General features: G+C 40.6%; 26 protein-coding genes and 1 tRNA gene. 24 read left to right on the plus strand and 3 right to left on the minus strand.

Annotation, left to right across the window (positions count from 1 at the left end):
- Window positions 1–98: 98 nt before the first annotated feature.
- Both ruvA and A9P82_RS13315 read right to left on the minus strand, forming a co-directional pair.
- Complete coding sequence (ruvA, locus tag A9P82_RS13310; RefSeq protein ID WP_066208603.1) at window positions 99–686, minus strand: Holliday junction branch migration protein RuvA; 588 nt, start codon at window positions 684–686, stop codon at window positions 99–101.
- Between the two features lie 253 nt (window positions 687–939).
- Window positions 940–1,965, minus strand: coding sequence for a LacI family DNA-binding transcriptional regulator (locus A9P82_RS13315; protein ID WP_066208605.1), 1,026 nt, complete (start codon window positions 1,963–1,965; stop codon window positions 940–942).
- Window positions 1,966–2,309: 344 nt separating this feature from the next.
- Between A9P82_RS13315 and A9P82_RS13320 the strand changes: the two genes are divergently transcribed.
- The 24 genes from A9P82_RS13320 to hemE all read left to right on the plus strand — a co-directional run bounded on the left by A9P82_RS13320 (window position 2,310) and on the right by hemE (window position 21,536).
- Window positions 2,310–3,371 carry an NADH:flavin oxidoreductase/NADH oxidase gene (locus A9P82_RS13320; protein WP_066208607.1) on the plus strand — a complete coding sequence of 354 codons (1,062 nt, stop codon included), beginning with the start codon at window positions 2,310–2,312 and terminating at the stop codon, window positions 3,369–3,371.
- Between the two features lie 237 nt (window positions 3,372–3,608).
- Entirely contained in the window at window positions 3,609–4,199 is a 591-nt protein-coding gene (locus tag A9P82_RS13325) for an NADH-quinone oxidoreductase subunit B (RefSeq protein ID WP_066208609.1), read from the plus strand.
- A 6-nt stretch (window positions 4,200–4,205) separates the two neighbouring features.
- Window positions 4,206–4,718 carry an NADH-quinone oxidoreductase subunit C gene (locus A9P82_RS13330; protein WP_066208610.1) on the plus strand — a complete coding sequence of 171 codons (513 nt, stop codon included), beginning with the start codon at window positions 4,206–4,208 and terminating at the stop codon, window positions 4,716–4,718.
- Between the two features lie 48 nt (window positions 4,719–4,766).
- Entirely contained in the window at window positions 4,767–6,002 is a 1,236-nt protein-coding gene (locus A9P82_RS13335) for an NADH-quinone oxidoreductase subunit D (RefSeq protein ID WP_066208612.1), read from the plus strand.
- Between the two features lie 79 nt (window positions 6,003–6,081).
- Window positions 6,082–6,288 (plus strand): hypothetical protein, encoded by a 207-nt coding sequence (locus A9P82_RS13340; protein ID WP_066208613.1) that lies wholly within the window; start codon window positions 6,082–6,084, stop codon window positions 6,286–6,288.
- On the plus strand, window positions 6,275–6,745 hold the full coding sequence (locus tag A9P82_RS13345) for a hypothetical protein (protein ID WP_066208615.1): 471 nt from the start codon (window positions 6,275–6,277) through the stop codon (window positions 6,743–6,745). Before A9P82_RS13340 ends, A9P82_RS13345 begins: the two co-directional genes overlap by 14 nt.
- Entirely contained in the window at window positions 6,742–7,248 is a 507-nt protein-coding gene (locus tag A9P82_RS13350; protein WP_066208616.1) for an NADH-quinone oxidoreductase subunit NuoE family protein, read from the plus strand. The genes A9P82_RS13345 and A9P82_RS13350 overlap by 4 nt, the downstream gene beginning before the upstream one ends.
- 12 nt (window positions 7,249–7,260) lie before the next feature.
- The gene (locus A9P82_RS13355) at window positions 7,261–7,557 is read left to right on the plus strand and encodes a DUF2442 domain-containing protein (protein ID WP_066208617.1); all 297 of its coding nucleotides are present in this window, start codon (window positions 7,261–7,263) and stop codon (window positions 7,555–7,557) included.
- The gene (locus A9P82_RS13360; protein ID WP_066208620.1) at window positions 7,520–7,786 is read left to right on the plus strand and encodes a DUF4160 domain-containing protein; all 267 of its coding nucleotides are present in this window, start codon (window positions 7,520–7,522) and stop codon (window positions 7,784–7,786) included. The genes A9P82_RS13355 and A9P82_RS13360 overlap by 38 nt, the downstream gene beginning before the upstream one ends.
- Window positions 7,787–7,797: 11 nt before the next feature.
- Complete coding sequence (locus A9P82_RS13365; RefSeq protein ID WP_066208621.1) at window positions 7,798–8,025, plus strand: hypothetical protein; 228 nt, start codon at window positions 7,798–7,800, stop codon at window positions 8,023–8,025.
- A gap of 38 nt (window positions 8,026–8,063) precedes the next feature.
- On the plus strand, window positions 8,064–9,407 hold the full coding sequence (nuoF, locus tag A9P82_RS13370) for an NADH-quinone oxidoreductase subunit NuoF (protein WP_066208622.1): 1,344 nt from the start codon (window positions 8,064–8,066) through the stop codon (window positions 9,405–9,407).
- Between the two features lie 56 nt (window positions 9,408–9,463).
- Complete coding sequence (locus A9P82_RS13375) at window positions 9,464–9,841, plus strand: GxxExxY protein (protein ID WP_066208623.1); 378 nt, start codon at window positions 9,464–9,466, stop codon at window positions 9,839–9,841.
- A 46-nt stretch (window positions 9,842–9,887) separates the two neighbouring features.
- Window positions 9,888–10,964 carry a 2Fe-2S iron-sulfur cluster-binding protein gene (locus tag A9P82_RS13380; RefSeq protein ID WP_066208625.1) on the plus strand — a complete coding sequence of 359 codons (1,077 nt, stop codon included), beginning with the start codon at window positions 9,888–9,890 and terminating at the stop codon, window positions 10,962–10,964.
- Between the two features lie 27 nt (window positions 10,965–10,991).
- A complete protein-coding gene (gene nuoH / locus A9P82_RS13385; RefSeq protein WP_066208627.1) occupies window positions 10,992–12,035 on the plus strand; it encodes an NADH-quinone oxidoreductase subunit NuoH in 1,044 nt (347 codons plus the stop codon).
- A 9-nt stretch (window positions 12,036–12,044) separates the two neighbouring features.
- Window positions 12,045–12,398 carry a nucleotidyltransferase family protein gene (locus A9P82_RS13390; RefSeq protein ID WP_082915355.1) on the plus strand — a complete coding sequence of 118 codons (354 nt, stop codon included), beginning with the start codon at window positions 12,045–12,047 and terminating at the stop codon, window positions 12,396–12,398.
- On the plus strand, window positions 12,385–12,723 hold the full coding sequence (locus A9P82_RS13395) for a HepT-like ribonuclease domain-containing protein (protein ID WP_066208631.1): 339 nt from the start codon (window positions 12,385–12,387) through the stop codon (window positions 12,721–12,723). Before A9P82_RS13390 ends, A9P82_RS13395 begins: the two co-directional genes overlap by 14 nt.
- Window position 12,724: 1 nt before the next feature.
- On the plus strand, window positions 12,725–13,288 hold the full coding sequence (gene nuoI, locus A9P82_RS13400) for an NADH-quinone oxidoreductase subunit NuoI (RefSeq protein WP_066208632.1): 564 nt from the start codon (window positions 12,725–12,727) through the stop codon (window positions 13,286–13,288).
- 33 nt (window positions 13,289–13,321) lie between these two features.
- A complete protein-coding gene (locus A9P82_RS13405) occupies window positions 13,322–13,834 on the plus strand; it encodes an NADH-quinone oxidoreductase subunit J family protein (RefSeq protein ID WP_066208634.1) in 513 nt (170 codons plus the stop codon).
- A 96-nt stretch (window positions 13,835–13,930) separates the two neighbouring features.
- The gene (nuoK, locus tag A9P82_RS13410) at window positions 13,931–14,254 is read left to right on the plus strand and encodes an NADH-quinone oxidoreductase subunit NuoK (RefSeq protein ID WP_066208636.1); all 324 of its coding nucleotides are present in this window, start codon (window positions 13,931–13,933) and stop codon (window positions 14,252–14,254) included.
- 87 nt (window positions 14,255–14,341) lie between these two features.
- On the plus strand, window positions 14,342–16,267 hold the full coding sequence (nuoL, locus tag A9P82_RS13415) for an NADH-quinone oxidoreductase subunit L (protein WP_066208638.1): 1,926 nt from the start codon (window positions 14,342–14,344) through the stop codon (window positions 16,265–16,267).
- 73 nt (window positions 16,268–16,340) lie between these two features.
- Window positions 16,341–17,753 carry a complex I subunit 4 family protein gene (locus A9P82_RS13420; RefSeq protein ID WP_066208640.1) on the plus strand — a complete coding sequence of 471 codons (1,413 nt, stop codon included), beginning with the start codon at window positions 16,341–16,343 and terminating at the stop codon, window positions 17,751–17,753.
- A 182-nt stretch (window positions 17,754–17,935) separates the two neighbouring features.
- Window positions 17,936–19,354, plus strand: coding sequence for an NADH-quinone oxidoreductase subunit N (locus A9P82_RS13425; RefSeq protein WP_066208642.1), 1,419 nt, complete (start codon window positions 17,936–17,938; stop codon window positions 19,352–19,354).
- A gap of 144 nt (window positions 19,355–19,498) precedes the next feature.
- A complete protein-coding gene (gene lipA, locus A9P82_RS13430) occupies window positions 19,499–20,446 on the plus strand; it encodes a lipoyl synthase (RefSeq protein WP_066208644.1) in 948 nt (315 codons plus the stop codon).
- Window positions 20,447–20,504: 58 nt separating this feature from the next.
- Entirely contained in the window at window positions 20,505–21,536 is a 1,032-nt protein-coding gene (gene hemE, locus A9P82_RS13435; RefSeq protein WP_066208645.1) for a uroporphyrinogen decarboxylase, read from the plus strand.
- A gap of 331 nt (window positions 21,537–21,867) precedes the next feature.
- On the opposite strand, the gene A9P82_RS13440 is transcribed toward hemE, so the two are convergent.
- Window positions 21,868–21,951 (minus strand) — tRNA-Leu (locus A9P82_RS13440).
- Window positions 21,952–21,997: the final 46 nt, after the last annotated feature.

Consider the following 21,997-nt stretch of genomic DNA (forward strand, 5'->3'; position numbering starts at 1 on the left):
ACTTGCTCAATTGGGACAAACGCTAAACAGAGCAACCGATTATTGCTCAAGTCTTAATAACGAAAAAACGGCTTTTAAAGTATAAAAGCCGTTTGAGGTTATAAATTTTTCAGGGAAAGTTTGATGAGATTTTCCAGTCCATCGATGTCCGGCGTCGATTTCAAGGTTTTTTTAATCACATTTTCTGCCATTGTACGACCAATTCCCAAAGCCATGAGTGCGTCCAGTGCATCGCTTTCTATGCGCGAAGATGCCGGTAAAGATTCGACAATATTTGCATCGTGCAATTTTGCCAATTTATCTTTCAATTCCACAATTAACCGCTCGGCAGTTTTGCGCCCGATGCCTTTTATTTTTTCGAGTTGTGGTGTATTACTTTGTACAATTGCTTTGATAATTTCATCAGGCTTCATGCCCGAAAGCATCATGCGCGCAGTAGATGCGCCTACACCTGAAACAGAAATGAGTTGCAGAAAAAGCTGCTTCTCATTCATATCGGCAAAGCCATATAAAGTTTGCGCGTTTTCAGTAATGTGCAAATGCGTATAAAGCAATCCGTTTTGTAGCTCGCTGATGGCAGAATAAGTGTTCAGACTAATATTTACATCGTAGCCAACGCCTTGTACGTTTACAATAACATTCGCCGGAGTTTTATTGACAAAATCGCCTTTGAGAAATGCAATCATAATTTTATTTTAATGCCACAGATGCACGGATGAATTTAATTAAAATAAACCACATAGACACAGTAGCGTTTGCATAGATAATCGAAGCGAAGATACAGCAACACAAAGATTTTCATCGAAGATGAAGATGCTATGATTGTCTTTAAATGCTAAACGAACTATGATGCTTATTTTCCAAACAAAAATCTATGTTTCTATGTGGTTCAGTTAAGTTACAATAAGAATTTCCATTCGTGCATCTGTGGCAATCATTCTATTTTCCTGGTTCCAGATTTTCAAATTCAATTAATTCGCCGTCGAGGACGATTTGCTTTTGTTCCGGTGTTTTTCCCGCAATTAAATCGATAACCATTTCGGTAGCTTTTCGCCCTTGCTCGTAAGGAAATTGCTCAATGGAAACAAGCGGCGGCGTGTCTAAATACACGCGCATCGGCAGATTGGAATAGCTTACAAAACAAATGTCTTCATTAATTTTTAAATTGGTAAAGCGTTTCACGTATTGCATGGCATCCAGCGCCACATAATCGTTGAACGCAATTACCGCCGTAGGACGGTTTTTTTGTGAAAGAATATCTTTCATCGCTTGCCAGCTGCTTTGCGGTGTAAGGTCGGACGATGAAAATAAAGATGGGTCTGTTTTCATTCGTTTACGGCTTAAGCCTTCCATAAAACCGCGCATTCGCTCGTTGGTTGCAGTCAATGTTTGCGGACCTTTTAATAATGCAATATCTCTATGCCCGCGCGCCCATAAATAATCGACAATTTTGATAGAGCTGTTGAACAAATCACAAGAAACAGCATATACATCTTCTTTTTCTTTAGGTACACGGTCGAAAAATACCACGGGAAGGTTATATTTTTTTAACTCCAAAAAGTGGTCGATATTCCTGGTCGATTTGGATAATGACACCAGCAAGCCGTCAATCCTGTTGTTTTTAAATGTTGATAATATTTGCTTTTCGCGTTCTTCATCGTCATGGCTTTGACCGAAAAGTACGGTGTAATTATTTTCCAGCGCCATATCTTCAATACCGCTGATGGCTTTTGAAAAGAAGTTTTCAGTCAGTTCGGGGATAATTACGCCCAGTGTAAATGTCTTTCCCATTTTAAATTGAATAGCCGCAAGATTCGGCTGATAATTCAATTCTTTCGCTACTTCTTTCACGCGCGTTTTTGTCCGCAGCCCAATACTCGGATGGTCGTGAAGCGCTCTTGACACGGTTGAGATAGAAACGTTTAGTTGTTTTGCAATTTCCTTTATAGTCGCCTGTTTATCCACGTTTGGTATTCAGTTTTTTACGGAAAAATGTTTGGGAACTAAGGTACGACAATATTATGTTCTTGTTAAGAATTTTTCAAATGAGCTTATACCATACTTAAAATAGTGCCGGGATGATTTCACAGGTTACAAATGAAAATCATCCCGGTCTTTTGAATCAAAATCGGGTGCAAACATACATTAGCTTTTGTTACAGGAAAACAACTGAGGGTTAATTTATCGCAAAAGAAAAGTGAAAGAATACTTGCCCGGTTTCGGGCGTTAATGCTTCTTCAAATTTGCTACAAGTTTGTGATGTAATTTTGTTGAAGCAAATCATTTTTCTAACATAAATCAAATAAAATATGCCTCATTTATTTTCTCCTTTACAAATAAAAAACATTGAACTGAAAAACAGGATTGCCGTTGCGCCCATGTGCCAGTATTCCGCAGAAGATGGTTTTGCAACTACTTGGCATACTGTTCATTATGGCAATTACGCACTTGGCGGTGCAGCTTTGATAACATTTGAAGCAACAGCCGTTTCGCCCGAAGGGCGCATCACGCCTTGGGATTTGGGCATCTGGAAAAATGAACACATTGAAGGCTTGAAAAAAATCGTAGATTTTATTCACGAATATGATTCTGTCGCCGGTGTTCAATTGGCGCATGCCGGACGAAAAGCAAGCCATCTGCGACCTTGGGAAGGCGGTGCGCAAATCGCTTCCAACCAGCCGAACGGATGGAAAACCGTTGCGCCAAGCGCTATTCCTTTTTTGGAAACGGAAGAAGCGCCGTTGGAACTGGATTTGGCGGGCATCGAAAAAGTGAAAGCCGATTTTAAAGCTGCCGCGCAACGTGCTAAAGAAGCAGGTTTTAAAGTAATTATGATTCATGCCGCACATGGTTATTTGCTGCACGAATTTATGTCGCCGTTGAGCAACAGGCGTACCGATGAGTACGGCGGCTCGTTTGAAAATCGTATTCGTTTGTTGCTTGAAGTAATTGAAAATGTACAATCTGTTTGGGCAGAAAATCCTTTACTTGTAAGAATGTCCTCCACCGAATGGACGGAAGGTGGTTGGAATAAGGACGACTCCGTAGCGCTGGCACAAATATTAAAAAACAAGGGGGTAGATTTAATTGATTGTTCCGGCGGCGGAAATGTGCCTCGTGCCAATATTCCTGTGGGTCCCGGCTATCAGGTGGAATATGCCGAAGCCGTACGAAAAACAGGCATTCTTACCGGCGCGGTCGGTTTAATTACCGGAGTTGAGCAGGCAAATAAAATTATAGAAACAGGACAGGCGGATATTATTTCTTTGGCAAGGCAACTGATTCGCGACCCGTTCTTCCCGCTGCGTGCTGCGCACGAACTTGGATATGAAGTAAAATGGGCGTCGCAATATGAGCGCGGCAAATGGTAAATTTTCTTCAAAGCTCCCCAGTGAGCGTTTTATATATTGCAGTTAATAAAAATTTTATATGAATGATGATTTAGGCTGTAATACTTACGGAGACTACGTTCGGATAAACCTATGATGTCATTGCTGTTAGTTTTTGGTCAAAAAATTGTCATTATTTCAAAGAGTGCACTACATTTGTACCTCAATTGTGGTTTTATTGAAGCGTGAATTTGCGCAGCATTACAAAAAGAGTAAGACATGGCACGTCCCGTACGATTTAATATTCATCCAAAGCAAACCGATATACACGATAATATTGCCTTAGCCGAAATGCCCGCAGGGTTGGAAGGCGAAGGTTATTTTGCTACAAGCCTCGAAAGCGTAGTCGCGCTCGGCAGAAAAAATTCCATTTGGCCTCTTCCATTTGCTACATCTTGTTGTGGTATCGAATTTATGGCAACAGCAGCAGCTACTTACGATTTGGCGCGTTTTGGTGCAGAACGTATGGCTTTTACGCCGCGCCAGTGCGATTTGCTGATGGTTATGGGAACAATCGCGAAAAAAATGGCGCCGATTGTTCGGCAGGTTTATATGCAAATGGCGGAGCCGCGTTGGGTAATGGCTGTGGGCGCTTGTGCATCTTCGGGTGGAATTTTCGATACCTATTCTGTGTTGCAGGGAATTGACCAGGTTGTTCCCGTGGATGTGTATGTTCCGGGCTGCCCGCCGCGTCCCGAAGCAATTTTGGATGGCTTTATGCGCATTCAGGATTTGGTCGGGAAGGAAAGTTTGCGTCGCAGAAACAGCGAGCACTACAAAGCATTGATGGGAAGCTACGGCATTCAATAATTTATTATGACGAACGAAAGCATTCAGGAAAAAATCATAGCGAAATTCGGAGATAAGGTTTCCAATTTTTCGGAGCCTTATGGCTTCTTGACTTTTGAAACCCCTGCCGATAACAATATTGCGTTATTACAATTTTTGTTTGACGACGCGGATTTAAAATTCCGTTTTCTCACGGATGTTACCGTAGTTCATTATCCGAACGAGAAAGGTCGCGAATTAGCTGTTGTTTATCACTTGCACAATTTGGTAGACAATGTGCGTTTGCGTTTCAAATGCTTTATCGGCATTGAAAAACCGGATATTGCAACAGCAACGGTTTTGTTTGAATCTGCCAACTGGCAGGAGCGTGAAGCGTACGATTTTTACGGAGTGAATTTTGTAAATCATCCGAATCTGAAGCGTATTATGAATGTAGAAGAAATGGATTATTTTCCCTTGCGGAAAGAATATCCATTGGAAGACCAAAGTCGCACGGATAAGGACGATGAAATGTTTGGCAGAGGCGGGAGTTATAATTAAAGCCTTGAAAAAGAATTGAATAATATCTTCTGATTTATTTAAGCAATAATGACAGACGAACTCATACAACACAATATAAAACTTCCCGATGGTTCTATCGAGAAAACAACGACTACGTTAAACCTCGGACCCACGCATCCTGCGACACACGGCGTGTTTCAGAATATCCTGGAAGTGGACGGCGAGCGCATCGTATCGTCGGAGCAAACAGTTGGTTACATTCATCGCGCGTTTGAAAAAATTGCAGAGCGCAGGTCTTTGTATCAAATCACGCCGCTGACCGACAGATTGAATTATTGCAGCAGCCCGATTAACAATATGGGCTGGCATTTGACCTGTGAGAAATTGCTCGGTATCAAAACACCCAAGCGTGTGGATTATATGCGCGTCATCATTATGGAACTTGCACGCATTGCCGACCATTTGATTTGTAATTCCATTATGGTGGTGGACGCGGGCGGTCTTACACCGTTTACTTACGTGATGCAATACCGCGAACTCATTTATGAAATTTACGAAGAAATCTGCGGTTCACGCCTCACAACAACCATTGGTCGCATCGGCGGATTTGAAAGAAATTTCAGCGATACGGCTTGGAAGAAAATCGAAAAGTTTTTAAGAGAATATCCTAAAGCATTAAAAGAATTTGAGAATCTTGCAACACGCAATCGCATTTTCATGGAACGTTGTATCGGTGCTGGTCCAATCTCTGCGGAACGCGCGTTAAACTACGGTTTCACAGGACCGAATCTTCGTGCTGCGGGTGTGGATTACGATGTGCGCGTGCATACGCCGTACAGCAGTTACGAAGATTTTAATTTCACAATTCCTGTTGGTACAACAGGCGATTGTTACGATAGATTTTTGGTGCGCAACAAAGAAATGTGGGAATCGCTCAGCATTATTTCTCAGGCTTATCAAAAGGTTCAGGAGTTTAAAGGCGAAGAAGCGGAAGTATTTCATGCCGATGCGCCCGATTATTATTTGCCGAAGAAAGCCGATGTTTATACAAAAATGGAAGCGCTTATTTACCATTTCAAAATCGTGATGGGCGAAACCGAAATGCCTGCGGGCGAAGTGTATAATGCTGTGGAAGGCGCGAATGGCGAATTAGGATTTTATTTAATCAGTGATGGCGGAAGAACGCCCTACAGACTGCATTTCCGCAGACCATGCTTTATTTATTATCAGGCTTTTTCCGAAATTACAAAAGGCGCGATGATAAGCGATGCGGTGTTGGTAATGAGCAGCCTGAATTTGATAGCGGGCGAAATGGATGCGTAGGAAATGTGCAAATATGCAAATGTGATAATTTACAAATTGAGAGCAGAGTGAATAAATTGTTTTCATTAAAATTCATTTTATGGAAAATATAATTTGGAAAGGAACAGTTGAAGAGGCTGAAGAAAATGAAATTGAATATTACGCATCTGTAAAGTGGAGTGATAGCGCAAGAAACGTAGAGCAATTGCGCAAAATGATTTGGAATAAGGAATATGAAAATCATGATAAAGTAGAGCCTGTTTTTAGAATAGCATTATTAACCGAAGACAGAGATGATATTGAATGAAAACTTTAGTGATTTTATCAATCTTCTCAATAAGCATGAGGTAAAGTATGTGCTTGTTGGCGGATGGGTGGTTATATTTGAAGGCTATGGAAGAACAACGAGCGACATTGATTTCTTTGTAGAAATATCGGAAAAAAACGCAGAGAAAATTATAAATGTTATAAAAGAGTTTTTGGGTTCGGCAATAGGATTTGTAAAAGAAGATTTTTTAAAGAAAGATAATGTGGTAATGATTGGACGTCCGCCGTTTAGAATCGATATTCTGACAAGTATAACAGGCGTTGGTTTCGAGGAAGCATACAACGGCAGCCACATTTATGAAGAAGAAGATTTTAAAGTTCGTTGTATTCATATCAACGAATTAATTCAAAATAAAAAAGCAAGCGGCAGATTGAAAGATTTGGCGGATGCAGAAGTTTTAGAAAAAATTTTGAGAAAAAGAATGAATCAAAAATGACTATTCAGTTTTCAGAAGATAAATTAAACAAGGTAAACGAAATCATTGCGCGTTATCCCGAAGGGAAACAAAAAAGTGCGTTGATTCCCGTGTTACATTTGGCGCAGAAAGAATTTGGCGGTTGGTTAAGCCCTGAGACAATGGATTACGTTGCAAGTTTGTTGAACATTCTTCCTGTGGAAGTGTATGAAGTAGCAACGTTCTACACCATGTTTAACACAAAGCCCGTGGGCAAATATGTATTGGAAGTTTGCCAAACAGGACCTTGTATGCTCAACGGAAGTGATGACATTATTCAATACATCGAAGACAGATTAGGAATTAAACCCGGCGAAACTACGGCAGACGGATTGTTCACGCTGAAGCCTGCGGAATGCCTCGGTGCTTGCGGTTATGCACCGATGATGCAGTTGGGGAAATTTTACCGCGAGCATTTGACTAAAGAAAAAGTGGATGCCTTGATTGAAGAATGCAAAGCAGGAATAGCAAAAATTGATGATTAAAAAATGGTAATAATGAAAAATATAATTCCATATTTAAAATCGGCTACGGCATTACCCGGATATAATCTTCTTGTCGAATTTGAAGACGGAATAAAAGGAATGATTGATTTAAGCGCATGGAAAGGCAAAGGTGTTTTTCAATATTGGAACGATGAAAATAATTTTAAACATTTTACGATAACAAGCGATAAAAAAATTGAATGGAATGAGGATATTGATATGGACCCGGATGCATTCTATTTAAAATTAATCGGTAAAACTTTTGAAGAATATGCCGGTAATAAGCAGCTTTTACGGTATTCTGATTAAGATGTATTTTGGCGACCATGTGCCGCCGCATTTTCATGCTGAATATGGCGAATTTTCTGCGCAAATCAGGATTGAAGATTTAGGAATTGAAGTCGGAAATTTGCCGCCAAAAGCGCTGTCGCTTGTTGTTGAGTGGGCAAGCGTGCATCAAAATGAATTAATGCAAAATTGGAAAAACCTGAGCGAAAAAGGCAATGGGAATTTTATAAAAATAGAACCATTGAAATAAAATTGAAAACGATGAATTTCAAAAACAACATACCGGTTGAAGCGAAATACTCAAAACGCAATACCAAAATACAAACGATTTGGTTTATTGTTGCTCTTATTCTTTGGGGAGGCGGCACATATTTGTTGTGGAATGAAAAATCTCGTTTTGTTTCATTATCTGTTTTTGCAATAATAATTACAAGTGCAGTTAATTATTATGTTGGGTGGAAGAAATATAAAAATAAGCAGGAAGCATAAAATCATCTTTTTTGAATTTTTACTTTTGACTTTGAAACATGAAATTACTTTTAGATAAAGCACATATAGAAGGCATTCGCTATTACGATGTTTGGAAGAAAAACGGCGGCTATCAAAGCGTGGAAAAAGCATTGAAAATGTCGCCCGAGGAAATTGTGGAAGAAGTAAAGAAAAGCGGCTTGCGCGGTCGCGGCGGTGCAGGTTTCCCAACGGGATTAAAATGGAGTTTCATTGCAAAGCCCGAAGGCGTTCCGCGCCATTTGGTGTGCAATGCAGATGAATCTGAACCCGGCACTTTCAAGGACAGATATTTGATGGAATTTTTGCCGCATCTGTTTATTGAAGGAATGATTATTTCGTCTTATGCGCTCGGCTCAAACACAAGCTATATCTACATTCGCGGCGAATATTCATGGATTCCCGATATTCTCGAACAAGCCATTGCCGAGGCAAAAGCGGCGGGTTATCTCGGTAAAAATATTTTAGGCAGCGGTTTTGATTGTGAGATATATGTTCATCGCGGTGCGGGCGCTTATATCTGTGGAGAAGAGACTGCGTTGATTGAAAGCCTCGAAGGCAAACGCGGCAATCCGCGCATCAAGCCGCCGTTTCCTGCGGTGCAAGGCGCATGGATGCGTCCGACGGTGGTAAACAACGTGGAAACTATTGCGACGGTTTCTCCTATCATAATGTTAGGCGGCGAAGAATACGGAAAAATCGGCGTGGGAAAATCAACGGGCACAAAATTAATTTCCGCTTGCGGTAATATTAATAAGCCGGGCGTTTATGAAATACCTTTCGATTTATCTGTCGAAGATTTTATTTACGGCGATGAATGGTGTGGCGGTATTCCGAAAGGAAAGAAATTAAAAGCCTGCATTCCCGGCGGTTCATCAGTGCCTATCTTGCCGGCAAATTTATTGTTGAAAACAGCAAAAGGCGAAACGAGATTGATGAATTACGAGAGCCTTTCCGACGGCGGTTTTCAGACAGGAACGATGTTGGGTTCGGGCGGTTTCATTGTGTTGGACGAAGACCAATGCGTAGTAAAACATACTTACACATTAGCTCGTTTTTACCGCCACGAAAGTTGCGGGCAATGTTCGCCTTGCCGCGAAGGAACGGGCTGGATGGAGAAAATTTTATACAAGATAGAAAAGGGACAAGGCAAGTTAAGCGATATAGATTTGTTGTGGGATATTCAGCGCAGAATTGAAGGCAATACGATTTGTCCGCTCGGCGATGCGGCGGCTTGGCCCGTTGCGGCGGCGATTCGTCATTTCAGGGATGAGTTTGAATGGCACGTGCTGAATCCCGAAGAATCGCAAGTACGTAATTATGGAATAGCGCATTACGCAGACCCGTTGGAAGTCGTAGCGTAGGTTTTTCACACAAGGACGCAGGGGAGCAAAGACGCAATAAAAAAATAATTGTAGTTATGACAGAAAATGAAATAGCAAAAATTGTTTTTGAAACTTCTTTGGAATTGCATCGCAACTATGGTCCCGGAATGTTTGAGAGTGTGTATGAAGAAATTTTGAGTTATGAATTAGCGAAGAAAAGTTTGTATATTGAAAGACAAAAACCAATTCCTGTTATTCATGAAGAAATAAAAATGGAAGTTGGATTTCGGGCAGATTTGATAGTAGAAAATAAGGTAATTGTTGAATTAAAGTCCGTTGAAGAATTGGCTAAAGTTCACTATAAACAAGTGATTACTTATTTGAAATTGACGAATTATAAATTAGGATTACTTATTAATTTTAATGTGGATTTATTGAAAGACGGATTTCATAGAATAGTAAACGGATTATAAAATTGCGCCTTTGCTTCTTTGTATCTTGGCGTGAAAATTTATAAACATGGCTGACGTACCACAATTTAAAGTAACAATAGACAATATTACCGTAGAAGTTCCTGCGGGAACTACGATATTGGAAGCGGCGCGCAAGATTGGCGGCGATGTTGCACCGCCTACGATGTGCTATTACAGCAAGCTGAAAGGCAGCGGCGGTAAGTGCCGCACCTGTTTGGTGGAAGTAAGCAAAGGTTCTGAAAAAGACCCGCGCCCGATGCCGAAGCTCGTGGCAAGCTGCCGTACAACCGTGATGGATGGCATGGAAGTAAAAAACATTACTTCCGACAGAGTGAAAGATGCTCGTGCCGGCGTAGTGGAATTTTTGTTACTCAATCATCCTTTGGATTGCCCGATTTGTGACCAAGCAGGCGAATGTAAATTGCAGGACTTGGGTTATGATAACGGGAAGCAACAAACCCGTTACGAGTTTCAGCGCCGTACTTTTCCGAAGCATAATCTCGGCGATAAAATCCAGTTGCACATGACGCGTTGTATTCTTTGCTATCGCTGCGTGATGACCGCCGACCAACTGACGAAGAAACGCGAACACGGTGTTGTGGACAGAGGCGACCATGCGCAAATTGCATCTTATTTAGACGAAGCGCTGGACAATGAATTTATCGGAAATATTATTGATGTTTGTCCCGTAGGCGCGCTCACGGATAGAACATTCCGTTTCAAAAATCGTGTGTGGTTTTTGAAGCCTTTGTATGCGCATCGTGATTGTCCTACTTGCAGCGGAAAAGTTACGATTTGGAATCGTGGCGATGAGGTTTTCCGCGTAACGGCACGCAAAGACCAATGGGGCGAAGTGGAAGACTGGATTTGCAATGAATGCCGTTTTGATAAAAAGAAGACGAGCGATTGGACAATTGAAGGCGTTGCAGAAATCAGTCGCCATTCAGTCATTAATCAGAATAAATATTTTGATGAAGTAATACCGAAAGAAACGATTGACGAAGTGATTGGTAAGAAGCCACGTTTGTTCCTCGATATTCATGATGTGAGCAAGGTTAATGAGAAAAACAGGGATTTGAGTTTGATTGAAGGTCCTGCACATTCGACGGATTTTAAACAATAAAGAAGCAATAATTTTTAAGATATTCAGATGACTTTATTAGCTATTGATTGGGCGTTGATTATTGAAAAATTAATTTTAGTCGTAGTCGTTGTACTTGCGAGTTTAGGAATCGCTTTGTATTCCACTTGGGCGGAACGCAAGGTGGCGGCGTTTTTTCAGGACAGGCTTGGTCCGAATCGCGCGGGTCCTTTCGGTTTGCTGCAACCTTTAGCAGACGGCGCGAAATTAATTTTTAAAGAAGAAATTACGCCGAACTCTGCGAACAAATGGCTTTTCATTTTAGGTCCTGCAATGGCAATGACTGCTGCGTTGATTACAAGTGCCGTAATTCCTTGGGGCAATCATTTGGAAATTGGAAAAAGAATTGTGCCTCTGCAAATTGCCGACGTAAACATTGGAATTTTATATGTGTTTGGTGTAGTAAGTTTGGGTGTTTACGGTATTATGATTGGCGGCTGGGCATCGAACAATAAATTTTCTTTGATGGCTGCTTTGCGCGGCGCGTCGCAGGCAATCAGTTACGAATTGGCAATGGGAATGTCGTTGATTGCGTTGCTGATGCTTACAGGTTCTTTGAGTTTGAAAACTATTGTTGAACAACAGGTTGGTCATGTGTGGAATGTGGTGTATCAGCCGTTGGGATTTATAATATTTCTTGTATGCGCGTTTGCGGAATGTAACCGCACGCCGTTCGATTTGTCGGAAGCGGAAAACGAATTGAACATGGGTTATCATCAGGAATATTCTTCCATGAAAATGGGATTTTATTTGTTCGCGGAATATGTGAATATGTTCATCTCAAGCGCTGTAATGGCAACGATGTATTTCGGCGGATATGATTTACCATTCTTTAATCCTGCCAATCATTCTGCGAATTTTTCAGCGTTGATTGGTATTATTGTGTTGATGGCAAAAGTGGTATTCTTCATCTTTTTGTTTATGTGGGTGCGTTGGACAATTCCGCGTTTCCGTTACGACCAATTGATGAATTTGGGTTGGAAAAAATTATTGCCTTTGGCTTTGGCAAATATGTTGATTACGGCTGTGGTAATTTTGTGGTTGCATAAATAAAATTTGATAATGACTGAATTATGGAAGCACGCCCAAATTGTAAATAAAATGGTATTAACTATTGAACAAATAAAAGAAACCGTGCAGGATTATTTTAAAGATAAGCCTGTGAAAAAGGTATTTTTGTTCGGCAGTTATGCGCGCAATGAAGCGGCAAATGAGAGTGATGTAGATTTATTGATAGATTTAGACAAAACCCAAAAAATAGATTGGAGTATTTTAGGTTGGTCGGGAGATTTACAAAAAAAATTTCAAAACAACGTGGATGTAATTACCAACGTTGAAAAACCTGAACATACCAGTAATTGGAATTTTATAAAGCGGATTAATAAAGAAAAATTTTTGCTTTATGAAAAACAATGATAAAGAAAGGTTAGAACATATTCTGGATTCGGTAAATTTTATCTTGAAATATACGCAGCATAAAACCGAGGATGATTTTTACAGAGATGACTTATTGAAGTATGCAATACAAAAGCATATTGAAATAATTGGAGAAGCTGCGAACAATTTGAGCAATACAATAATAGAAAAATATGACAAAATAGAATGGCGAAAAATGATTGATACAAGACATTTGTATATCCATCATTATAATGGAATTGATTGGACGGTTGTTTGGAAAATTGTTCAGCAAAATATTCCAACTCTTGAGCCGGCTATAGAAAATATTTTAAAAGAAATTTGATATGCAGAGTTTAACGAACAGAGCGGAAAATGTAAACAGAAGCCCGATGACTTTTGCGGAAAGCCTTTACTTGCCTGCGATTTTGAAAGGCATGGCAATTACCGCAAAACATTTTGTCAAGAAAAAAGCGACGTATTCTTTTCCTGAAGTGGAACGCCCGTTCAGTCCTGTGTTCAGGGGGTTGCACGTGCTGAACCGCGACGAAGAAGGACGTGAAAGATGCACGGCTTGCGGATTGTGTGCATTGGCTTGCCCTGCGGAAGCGATTACGATGGAAGCTGCTGAAAGACTGGACGGCGAAGAAAATCTGTATCGTGAAGAAAAATATGCGGCAAAATATGAAATCAATATGCTGCGTTGCATCTTCTGCGGATTGTGTGAAGAGGCTTGTCCGAAAGATGCGATTTATTTAAGTGAAACCTTTACGCCTGCGGATTATGCGCGCAAGAAATTCGTGTATGCAAAAGATGATTTGCTGATACCGAACCCGAATACGGAAAAAGAAGATTACGAAAAGGCGTTGGGCAAAAACAAACCTACAACAGCAAATTCATTTCACGACTAAATATTTCGTTTAAGAAAATTTGAAAACTAAATAATGGGAATTAATACGATACTTTTTGCGATTCTTAGTGTGCTGACGATTTTCTGCGCCATCATGGTCATCGTGAGCAAAAATCCTGTCCACAGCGTATTGTGGCTGGTGGCAACTTTCTTTACTATTTCGGGACATTATATTTTGTTGAACGCACAGTTCCTCGCGATTGTAAATATCATTGTATATGCAGGCGCGATTATGGTGTTGTTCTTATTCGTTCTTATGCTAATGAATCTGAACTCAAATACAGAACCGAGAGGGAATTTATGGATGAAATTGGCAGGCGTTGTTTCCGCAGGAATGTTGTTGTGGATTTTGATTTCTGTTGTGAGAACTTACACGGAACAATTAGGAAAACAAAAAGTAACGGCAACCTATAATACAGGAAATATCGGGTTGATTAAAAATCTGGGAAGCGTGTTGTTTACGCAGTATGCGTTGCCGTTTGAAATTTGCAGTGTATTATTTTTAAGCGCAATGGTCGGCGCGGTTGTGATTGGAAAGAAAGATTAGTCTTCCGAACCATGATTTATAGGATTTGAAAGATTAGCAGGATTTACAAATGGGATTAAATTATTAATTGTTCATTATTAATTATTCATTGAGAAGATGCCTATTCAATATTATATCGCTTTAGCTGTAACGCTGTTTTGTATCGGCGTATTGGGTGTATTGATTCGCCGCAATGCAATCATTATTTTTATGTGCATTGAGCTGATGCTGAATGCGGCAAATTTGTTACTTGTAGCGTTTTCCAAAACACACGCGGCTTTGCCGAATAATCCTTTAGCGGGCATTGACGGACAGCTTTTTGTGTTTTTCGTAATGGTAGTTGCGGCGGCGGAAGTAAGCGTGGGCTTGGCTATTATTGTGATGATGTACAGAAATACGCATTCGGTGGATATTAATTTTTTGAACAGACTGAAGAATTAGCCCTCGTCCCCTAAAGGGGAGTTAGAGTTGGGCAGAAAATATTTATAAATCGTAATTAAAAAATTCCCCTTTAGGGGACAGGGGCTTATGAACTTAGCATACTTAGTACCTTTATTTCCGCTTGTAGGATTTTTGATTAACGGATTGTTGCGCAAACAACTGAGCAAAGCTGCCGTAGGATTTGTTGGTTGCGGCGCGTTGTTGTTATCATTTATTGTAAGCCTTGTGTTGTTTTTCGATGTGAAGGCAGGCAATTCGGGCGTTGCAGCTTATTTCGATTTTATCAATGTTGCGGGTTTCAAAATTCCTTTTGCGTTTCAGATTGACCAATTATCTTCTTTGTTTTTATTGATTATTACAGGTGTCGGTTTTCTCATTCATTTGTATTCAACGTCGTATATGCACGATGAAACTGCGCCGCATTTCGCAAGATATTTTTCTTATCTCAACTTGTTCGTGTTTTCCATGTTGTTGCTCGTAATGGGCGCGAATTATTTAATCATGTTCATCGGTTGGGAAGGCGTTGGTCTGTGTTCTTATTTACTGATTGGTTATTGGTTTAAAAATACCAATTATACTTATGCGGCAAAGAAAGCCTTTGTGATGAACCGCATCGGCGATTTAGGATTTTTGATTGCTTTGTTCTGGATTTTATCCAAGCTCGGAACATTGACTTACAGCGAAGTTTTTACACAAGCATCACTTGCAAAATTCACGCCTAAAGAAATTACGGCGATTACATTATTATTGTTTGTAGGTGCAACAGGAAAGAGTGCGCAAATTCCTTTATACACTTGGTTGCCCGATGCAATGGCAGGTCCCACGCCTGTTTCCGCATTGATACACGCGGCAACAATGGTTACGGCTGGTATCTACATGATTGTTCGCAGCAACTTGTTATATGTTTTAGCTCCTTGCACAAATCAAATAATTGCTATCATCGGTGTAGCAACGGCTGTGTTTGCAGCGACGATTGCGGTTCAGCAAAATGATATTAAAAAAGTATTGGCTTATTCAACCGTGAGCCAATTGGGCTATATGTTTTTGGGGCTTGGTGTTGGCGCATACACAGGCGCGATTTTCCATGTGATGACTCACGCTTTCTTTAAAGCATTGTTATTCTTGGGCGCAGGTTCTGTAATTCACGCGATGGGCGGCGAACAAGACTCAAGAAAAATGGGCGGACTGAAAAAATTTATGCCGATTACGCACATTACATTTTTGCTGGCTTGCTTCGCAATTGCAGGCGTGCCGCCGTTTTCGGGCTTCTTTTCCAAAGATGAAATATTGAGCGCGGCTTATGCAAGCAATCCCGTGTTATATTATTTCGGATTGTTCGGCGCGTTGCTCACAGCATTTTATATGTTCCGTATTTATGCGATGACTTTTCTTGGAAAGTTCAGAGGTACACACGAACAGGAACATCATTTGCATGAAAGCCCAAGCGCAATGACTATTCCTTTGATTGTTTTGGCAATACTCGCTGTGGTTGCAGGTTTTTTCGGTATTCCAGATGTGTTTGCTCCCGATGCACATTTGCTCGGCAAATTCTTAGCGCCGATTTTTACGGCGTCGAAACCATTGCAGCATTTGAACGAAGTTGAACATTCGACTGAAATTTTATTAATGGTTATTTCCACTGTTTTGATTCTCGGCTCTATCATTTGGGCATGGACGAAATTTTCTAAATACGAAAACAAAAACACGGAAACAACAGGGCTTGCAAAGGTTTTGGAAAACAAATGGTATGTGGATGAATTGTATAATGCAATCATCGTTTCGCCGTTGCTGGCTTTGGCATCGTTCTTTAAAAATTTTGATAAATCATTTATTGATGGCATTGTAAACGGTGTCGGAAAATTCATTCAGTATTCATCGCGCAAACTGCGTCTGGTGCAAAGCGGGCAAGTGGGCGGATATATTTTGATGATGGTGGGTTCGCTTGTGGTGCTGTTTGTGATATTCTGGAATCAGGCGTATGTGCTGCATTTTCTTGGATTGATTTTTAAGTAGGAATTTTTATCACAGAAAACACAGGGGTACACAGAGACAATAATAGTTTTGTAAAGAGATTTTAAAATTTGATATGATAGTTTTACTTATCCTTATTCCCGTAATTGCGGGATTAATTTCTTTCTTTATTTCAAATGATAAAGCGGTAAAAGTTTTTTCATTGCTTGCTTCGGCGGTTACTTTTTTCATAACGCTTGGCGCGATCTCTTGCAGCAAAACGCACGGCTTTGAAGCGCAATGGTTGCCGCAATTAGGCAGCAGTTTTTCTTTATCATTGGATGGCATGGCAAAGATGCTTGTGTTATTGACTGCGCTTGCGTTTCCTTTTGTTTTTTCATCTTCACTCGACAATCATTATGCAAAGCCTAATAATTTTTATGGATTAATGTTGTTGATGCAAGCGGGTTTGATGGGCGTATTTTTATCTTCGGATGTTTTGTTGTTTTATTTCTTTTGGGAACTCGCTTTGATTCCTGCCTATTTTCTTTCATCGCAATACGGCGGCAACAAAAGAATTCAGTCTACGTTTAAATTTTTCGTTTATACATTTCTCGGTTCGGTTATCATGCTTGTTGGCATTTTGTATTTGTATTTCAAAAATCCCGAACACAGTTTTGCGTTAAGTTCTTTCTACCATATAAAATTATCTGCTGCAGAACAAAATGTGGCGTTCTGGTTATTCTTCATTGCGTTTGCGATTAAGATGCCAATATTTCCTTTACACACATGGCAGCCCGATGCGTATGAACAATCGCCAACGCCTGTAACCGCGATACTCAGCGGCGTGATGGTAAAAATGGGATTGTATGCTGTGATTCGTTTTGTATTGCCTTTATTTCCAGATGCAGTAAAACATTTCAACCATATCATTATTATTTTTTCTATCATCGGAATTTTATATGCTTCGCTGATTGCCATTAAACAAGACGATATAAAAAGATTAATTGCTTATTCATCCATTGCACATATCGGTTTGATGTGCGCGGCAATTTTTTCTTTGCAGGAAATAGGTTTACAAGGCGTGCTGTTGCAAATGTTCAATCATGGTATCAACGTGATTGGTTTGTGGATTGTAGCAAATGCAATTGAACAACAAACAGGAACGCGCAAATTCAGCGAGCTTGGCGGACTTGCAACAAAAGCGCCTGTATTGGCAATTTTGTTTATGGTAATGACTTTGGCAAATGTGGCATTGCCTTTGACCAATGCGTTCATCGGCGAGTTTTTGATGTTCAACGGATTGTTCCGTTACAATATTTGGGCGGCTGTGATTGCGGGCATCAGCATTATTCTGGTGGCGGTTTATTCGCTCGGCGCAATGGCAAAAATATTTTACGGCGAGGTTTCTTCGCACACACAAAATACAACGGAAGCATCGGTAAATACAAACTTTACTTTAATCGTGATTGCAATCATCATTATTGTTTTAGGTGTTTATCCGCATCCGATTTTGGAGTTGGTAAAAGATATAAAGGCAATTGTCTGAACTGTGATTTGTGGGATTTGAGTGATTAAGAAAATTTGTTTGAACCACAAAGATACGAAGACACAAAGGAAACACAAAGAAGAAAGAGGAACACGCCGCACGTCATTGCGAGCGAGGAACGAGCGTGGCAATCTCAAATATGATTTTGAATTAGAATAAAAAAATTGAACTGATATAAGATTATGAACGCAATTATATTGTCGGCAATTCTGGGTGTAGTAATGATGTTTTGCAGCGCATTTGTAAAAAATACAAAGTCGTATAAATTTGTTGCGCTCGTAGGATTGGTTGTTTTATTACTCGCAAATATCTGTGAAACCTATGGACAGCCTGCGTTTCAGATTCCTTTGCATGATATGCTGAAGTTCGACAAGTTTGGATTATATTTTAATTCGCTTGCGATTATTTGTACATTCGTTTATGTATTGCTTTCGGGGAAAGAAATTGAACACGTAGGAAATTACGTGGCGGAATATTTTGCATTAATATTCTTTGTATTGTGTGGCGTATTCGTTCTCACTTCGTTCAACAACTTGCTGATGTTGTTTATCGGTATAGAAATTTTGTCTATTCCTTTATACATTCTCACAGGTTCGCGCAAGCTGAATTTAAAAAGCAATGAAGCCGCGCTGAAGTATTTTTTAATGGGTTCGTTCTCCACGGGCTTAATGCTGATGGGCATTGCGCTTATTTATGGCGGCACAGGAAGTTTTGCAATTCATGCTATGGCGGAGAAAGCCGAATTTAGCGGAGCTGCGCATTCCATGTCTTTTTTAACGGTTGCGGGAGCGTTGCTGTTGCTGGTTTCCATGTGTTTTAAAGTTTCGGCTGCACCGTTTCATTTCTGGACACCGGATGTTTATGATGGTTCGCCAAGCGTGTTTACTTCCTTCATGGCAACGGTTGTAAAATCCGCAGCATTTATTGCATTTATCCGGTTGTTTGTCGAACTTGAACCGCAAACGGTAGTTGATGCGAACAAAATATTTGGCGTTGATTGGAAATTGGTGTTTGCGATTATTATTATTGCAACATTGGTTTTTGGTAATATTACAGCGGTATTCCAGCAAAGTGTAAAACGAATGTTGGCTTATTCTTCTATTGCGCAAGCAGGTTTTATGTTGTTTGCTTTGCTTACGCAGAACACCACTTCGCAGGAGGGTATTTTGTTGTATGCTATTGCTTATAGCTTTGCGACAATCGGCATATTTTCTATTCTTGCAAAATTGCAGGATTATACTTTTGACGGGTACAACGGCTTGGCTAAAACGCAGCCGGCGCTTGCATTTGCAAATACCATTTTCTTATTGTCATTGGCTGGTATTCCATTAACTGCCGGTTTCTTTGCAAAGTATTACATGATTTCATCTGTAATGCAAACGGCGGGATTTATGTGGCTGGCAATTGTAGGAATGATATTCGCAGCAATCAGCGTATATTATTATTTCCGCGTAATACAGGCGATGTATTTCAAAGACGGCACACCTGCGTTTAAGTTTGAAGTAAGTAAAACGTTCAAAATACTCGTGGTTGCACTTGCTATCGTAATTATACTGATTGGTATTTTCCCGCAGATAGTGCTGAATTATTTGTATTTCTGATTTGATTAAAAGGATTTAGAGATTTATAGGAAAGCTGTTGGGTTTCAAAAATCTTACAGCTTTCTTATTATGCCAAACTCTTGACATTCCACTAACTTTCGCTTCCTTAAATTGTCTTATTTTTGCGAGATAATTTTTATAAAAATGGAAGATTTACTCAATATAAAATCCACTCCTTGCTCTACAAATACTGTTGAAGTTCCCCGTGTTAAGAAGCCCGATTGGCTTCGTGTAAAACTGCCGATTGGCGAGGAATATAAGCACGTACGCAATCTTGTGGATACGCATAAACTGCATACGATTTGTGAAAGCGGTAATTGCCCGAATATGGGTGAATGCTGGGGCGCGGGCACGGCTACTTTTATGATTTTGGGAAATATTTGTACACGTAGTTGCGGGTTTTGTGCAGTCGCAACAGGTCGCCCGGAAGCTGTGGACTGGGACGAGCCGCAGCGTGTAGCAGAAGCTATTTATCTGATGAAAGTAAAACACGCTGTAATTACCAGCGTGGACAGAGATGAGTTACAAGACGGCGGTTCTATCATTTGGCACAATACGATTAAAGCAGTAAAAGCCTTGAATCCCGATACAACTTTGGAAACATTAATCCCTGATTTTAAAGCGCAGAAAGAAAATATTCAGCGTGTAATTGATGCCGCACCCGAAGTGGTTTCCCACAATATGGAAACGGTTGAACGTTTAACTAAACAAGTGCGTATTCAGGCAAAATATCGTCGCAGTCTGGATACATTGCGTATTTTGAAAGAAGGCGGTGTGCGCACCAAAACGGGCATTATGCTTGGACTTGGCGAAACCAAAGACGAAGTAATCGAATCTCTAAAAGATTTGGCAGGAGTAGGTGTGGATGTTGTTACGCTTGGTCAATATCTGCAACCAACGCAAAAGCATTTGCCAGTTGCCCGTTTCGTACATCCTGATGAATTTGCAGAACTACGGGAAATCGGTTACGAACTTGGTTTTGATTATGTGGAGAGTGGTCCGTTGGTACGTTCTTCCTATCACAGCGAGCGTCACGTGCTGCAAGGTTTCGGCAGAAATAAATGGCTGGAAGAAAAAGCATTGGCAGTTTAATTTTTTGAATCTCTAAATACTTTTCTCCTGCTCTTCATGGGAGAAGCTTAAAATAATAATGTCTTTAAAAAACGACTTAATTCTCAAAGCGCTTCGCGGCGAAAACGTGGAGCGCATACCTGTATGGATGATGCGGCAGGCAGGACGTTACTTACCAGAATATATGAAACTGCGCGAAAAATATTCATTTTTCGAACGATGTCAAACTCCGGAATTAACGTGCGAAATTACATTGCAACCTGTTGATATTGTCGGCGTGGACGCAGCTATTTTGTTTTCCGATATTCTCGTGGTGCCGCAGGCAATGGGTATGGAAGTGCAGTTGATTGAAAGCAAAGGTCCTGTTTTGCCAGAGCCGATTCATACCGAAAAAGATTTGCAAAGGCTTATAGTGCCTGATGTGCAGGAAAAGTTGGGTTATGTTTTTAATGCGATAAAACTGATTAAACAAGAGCTGAACAATCGTGTTCCATTGATTGGTTTTGCAGGTGCACCATGGACTTTGCTGTGCTATATGGTGCAGGGAAAAGGTTCTAAAACATTCGATGAAGCTAAGGTGTTTTGCTACACGCAGCCCGAACTTGCGCATCGCCTGTTGCAAATGATTACGGATACGACCATCGCTTACTTGAAAGCGCAAATTTCAGCTGGCGCTGATTTGGTGCAGATTTTCGACAGTTGGGGCGGTTTACTGAGTCCGCAGGATTTTGAGGAGTTTTCGTTGAAATATATTCGTCAGATTGTGGCGGCAGTAAAAGATGATGCACCTGTCATCATCTTTGCGAAGGGAGCGTGGCATTCACTGGAAGAAATGGCGCAAACAGGTGCAAATGGCTTGGGGATTGACTGGTGCATTGCTGCAAAAGAAGCGCGCGAATTTGCAGGCAATAACGTAACGCTGCAAGGAAATTTTGACCCTGCGAAATTATTGTCGCCTATTCCGCAACTGAAAAAAGATGTACAACAAATGCTGCGCGATTTTGGCAAAGAACGATATATTGCTAATCTTGGGCATGGCATTTTGCCGAATGTTCCTGTGGATAATGCACGGGCATTTGTAGATACGGTAAAAGAATTTTCGATGGTGTAAATTGGAAAATCCGCCGATCTTAACTCCCATATTCCGGGGGATACTTTCAGTGGGATTTACAGCTTGGAAAAGACGCTGACGATAAAATTAAGGAGCAGATAAGATTGCTCCCGCACTTAGTAAATTTTAAAACTGTTTATCAAAAAGCTACACTTCGGCAGAAAAATGCCATTATTCATCAGGTGTTCAAACAAGGGATTGTTTTCCTCAAAGACTCGTTAAGAACACCCGAAATCAATCCGGCATTTGAACACAACTTATTAAAAATGAAACAAAAAGGGCTGCTCCGTATCGAGCAGCCATCGTCAAATTTAGAGAGTTTCCTCTCTCGTGCGGAAGAGGAGATTCGAACTCCCAAGCCCTTGCAGGCACTACCACCTCAAAGTAGCGCGTCTACCAATTTCGCCACCTCCGCGCGGCTGCAAAAATAAGGTCATCAAATGAATTTTAAATCTTTATTT

It is taken from the genome of Arachidicoccus sp. BS20, from assembly GCF_001659705.1.
Classification (GTDB): domain Bacteria; phylum Bacteroidota; class Bacteroidia; order Chitinophagales; family Chitinophagaceae; genus Arachidicoccus.